Origin of the sequence: Microcoleus sp. Pol11C3, from assembly GCF_036701485.1 — a bacterium.
Classification (GTDB): domain Bacteria; phylum Cyanobacteriota; class Cyanobacteriia; order Cyanobacteriales; family Microcoleaceae; genus Microcoleus.
Genome location: NZ_JAUBQW010000256.1, coordinates 1 through 3,012 on the forward strand (window position 1 = coordinate 1; position 3,012 = coordinate 3,012).

Sequence of the window (3,012 nt, forward strand, 5' to 3'; positions counted from 1 at the left end):
ATTTTTTTCTAATTAACTATTTTTATCGATTTTATCATGATCTTACCTCTGTCTCACATTTATTTGAAATGACTATATGTTTTAGTTGAGCGAAGAAACTGAGTTTTTCCCGACGGATAAATTTAAACGGGCTCAAGTTATGCAGTGGTTGTTTTTTGAACAGTACAGTCACGAACCTTTTATTGCTACTTCTCGCTTTTGGTATTTGACAGGGAAAGCACAAGAATATCAGGAAGCACTCCAACAAAAACAAGCACCGGGTTATGCTGCTTTGGGGGTGATGGAACAGCATTTATAGCAATCCTAATTGATTGTCTAGGTATATAAAACTTGAAACCCTTGCTATACAGGGAGTCTAGCAATACAAGGGGTCGTTATATCTTGAGACTGAGATCAGATTGCTATAGCAGAAAATGAGTTTTTTGCGGGCGATCGCTATACAATTGCTGACATCGGTTTATTTGCTTACACTCACGTTGCTGGTGAGGGCGGATTTGATTTAACGAGATTTCCAGCAATTCAAACTTGGATCGATCGCGTAAAAAGTCAACCTCGATATATAAAAATTACACAATGAAATTAAAAAGAGGCTAATTGCATCAAAGCTCGAAATCGTTCATCATCTCGGATACTGTCAAAATCTGGGTTGTGTTTTGCTTCGTTTCGGCTAAGACGAGGTGCAATATCAATCGCTTTCTGTAGATTATCGATAGCCTGTCCAATCTCACCTTGTAGTGCGTAGCAGCAGGCTTTACCGTAATAGCCACTCTCATGCTTAGGATTTTGCTTAATCGCTTGTTCACAATCAGCGAGGGCTTCGGTGTATCGACCAGCCCTAGCCAAAATAATGCCACGATTAGCCCTGTATACTACTTCTTTAGGCTCTAAGTTAATTGCTTCATCAATGGCTGTAATAGCTTTCTCAAAATTCTTGAGAAGACTTAATGTTAGTGCTTGAGTGGTCAGTGCTTGATGATTCTTAGAATCTATCTCAACAGCTCGATCGCAAGCAGTAAGGGCTTCCTCATATCGCTCTAGATCAAGGAGAGCATTCCCTTGAGTTACCCAAGCATAAACAGATTTAGGATCGAGGTCAATCCCTTTTTGAGAACTTTCCAGTGCTTCCTCATATCTCTCTAGATTTCTGAGCGTATTCCCTAGAATTAGCCAAGCATTAACAGATTTAGGGTCAAGGTCTAGGGCTTTTTTGTAACTTGCGAGCGCCTCCTCATATCTCTCTAGATTATTGAGTGTATACCCTCTATTTACCCAAGCCTTAACAAATTTAGGATCGAGGTCTAGCGCTTTTTCAAAACTTTCGAACTCTTCCTCATATCTCTTTAGATTATTGAGTGTATACCCTCGATTTACCCAAGCATCAACCGATTTAGAATCGAGGTTTAGCGCTTTTTGATAACTTTCGAGCGCCTCCTCATATCTCTCTAGATTATTGAGTGTATACCCTCTATTTACCCAAGCCTTAACAGATTTAGGATCGAGGTCTAGCGCTTTTTCAAAACTTTCGAGCGCTTCCTCATATCTCTCTAGATTGCCTAGTACAGCCCCTCGATTTCTCCAAGCATCAACAGATTCAGGATCGAGGTAAATCGCTTTTTCAAAACTTTCGAGCGCTTCCTCATATCTCTCTAGATTGCCTAGTACAGCCCCTCGATTTCTCCAAGCATCAACAGATTCAGGATCGAGGTAAATCGCTTTTTCAAAACTTTCGAGCGCTTCCTCGGGCCGCTTTAGATTGCCTAAAGCAACACCCTGCCCAACAAAAGTGGATGCATTACTTTGATCTAAGTCCAGTGCTTTGTGATAGCAATCCAGTGAATCATTGTAAAGTTTTTCACTTTTTAGTAAGTCACCAAGACTTGAAAAAAGAGTATGCTTCAGTTTCGGATCGCAGTGAGTTAATTTTTCACACTGGATTTTCGCTTGCAACAGTGAATCAGTTCTTTCTCTGGATGTGCAACGTAAAAACTTATAGATCAGTCCTGCACACTTGCCTAGACTATCCTTGAGATCGCCAACAGATCCCAACAGGGATTGAATAGATACCTCAATTTGTTTGGAAAATTCCTCAATTGCTTGTTCTGAAGGAGTATTCTCACCTTTAAATTTAATCTTGTACTTTGTTGGGCGTATATGTATAAAATGCCAGCCAAAGCTGAGAACTCTTCCCGAATCTTTAAAAAATTTGTCTGTCGCTTTGGGAAGCAGATTCTGGTTCTCTTCACTTATCTCTGCACAAATGAAAGCAAAGGGAGCCATAAATACATCTGGTACTTGCAGATAAACTGCCGTAAAGACCTGTTCAATATATTTTTGGAGTCCTGCCTTTCCCTTGCCAAAAAGATTGTAATAGAGAAACTCTGCCATCAGTTCTCGCCACTCCTCATCCTCATACTGCTCGGGTAAAAATATTTCAGCAGTAACAAGTTCATCCGCTTGTTGCTGGAAGTAATCGGCTAGTAAAGCATGAGTTTTGCGAAACTGGTTTTGATCCTCCTGAAAATAGGACTGCCGAAAGACATCCCGCGCCACATCATCTAAGCGGTAGAGCCCTTTGCTAAACTCAACAAAATCTAAGTCTTTCAACCATTCAAAGTAACCCTCTGCATTATCGGCATCTTGTTGTAAGCCTAATTCAACGCTTCTAAGCAAATATTGAATCATCGCCCGATCGAACCATCGACAACAAGCTACCACATACAAAACTTTCCGATGCCGGGAATCTATCCCCTGCAAAAGTAATTCAGCGATCGCTTGGTTTCCTTTGGAAAAATCAGGTTCTTCACCTTGCTCTCGTTGCTTCCGTACCCAATCTAGATAATAGGGTAATCCCTGTGTTGCCTTGTAGATTTTGGCGCGTATACCGCCATTTTCAATGCCAATTTGCTTGAGATATTCCTCTGTATCCTTCCTGCTAAAGGGTGCATCTCACTTTTGCGAATGTGTCACAAAAGAGTTAAAATGAAAAAGCTAGTAAAATCGTCAAATAAAGAT

Annotated in this window: 3 protein-coding genes; 2 read left to right on the top strand and 1 reads right to left on the bottom strand. The window is 40.6% G+C overall.

Annotated elements, in window-relative coordinates:
* The first annotated feature begins 85 nt into the window (after window positions 1–85).
* Together QUA40_RS28170 and QUA40_RS28175 are read left to right on the top strand one after the other, a co-directional pair.
* Window positions 86–298, top strand: a complete 213-nt coding sequence (locus QUA40_RS28170; RefSeq protein WP_333131931.1) for a hypothetical protein — start codon at window positions 86–88, stop codon at window positions 296–298.
* Window positions 299–451: 153 nt separating this feature from the next.
* Window positions 452–577: a hypothetical protein gene (locus QUA40_RS28175; protein WP_445301211.1), complete on the top strand. Its 126-nt coding sequence runs from the start codon at window positions 452–454 to the stop codon at window positions 575–577.
* Window positions 578–579: 2 nt separating this feature from the next.
* Here the strand turns inward: QUA40_RS28175 and QUA40_RS28180 are convergent, their stop codons facing one another.
* Complete coding sequence (locus tag QUA40_RS28180) at window positions 580–2,682, bottom strand: tetratricopeptide repeat protein (RefSeq protein WP_333131933.1); 2,103 nt, start codon at window positions 2,680–2,682, stop codon at window positions 580–582.
* Window positions 2,683–3,012 lie beyond the last annotated feature (330 nt).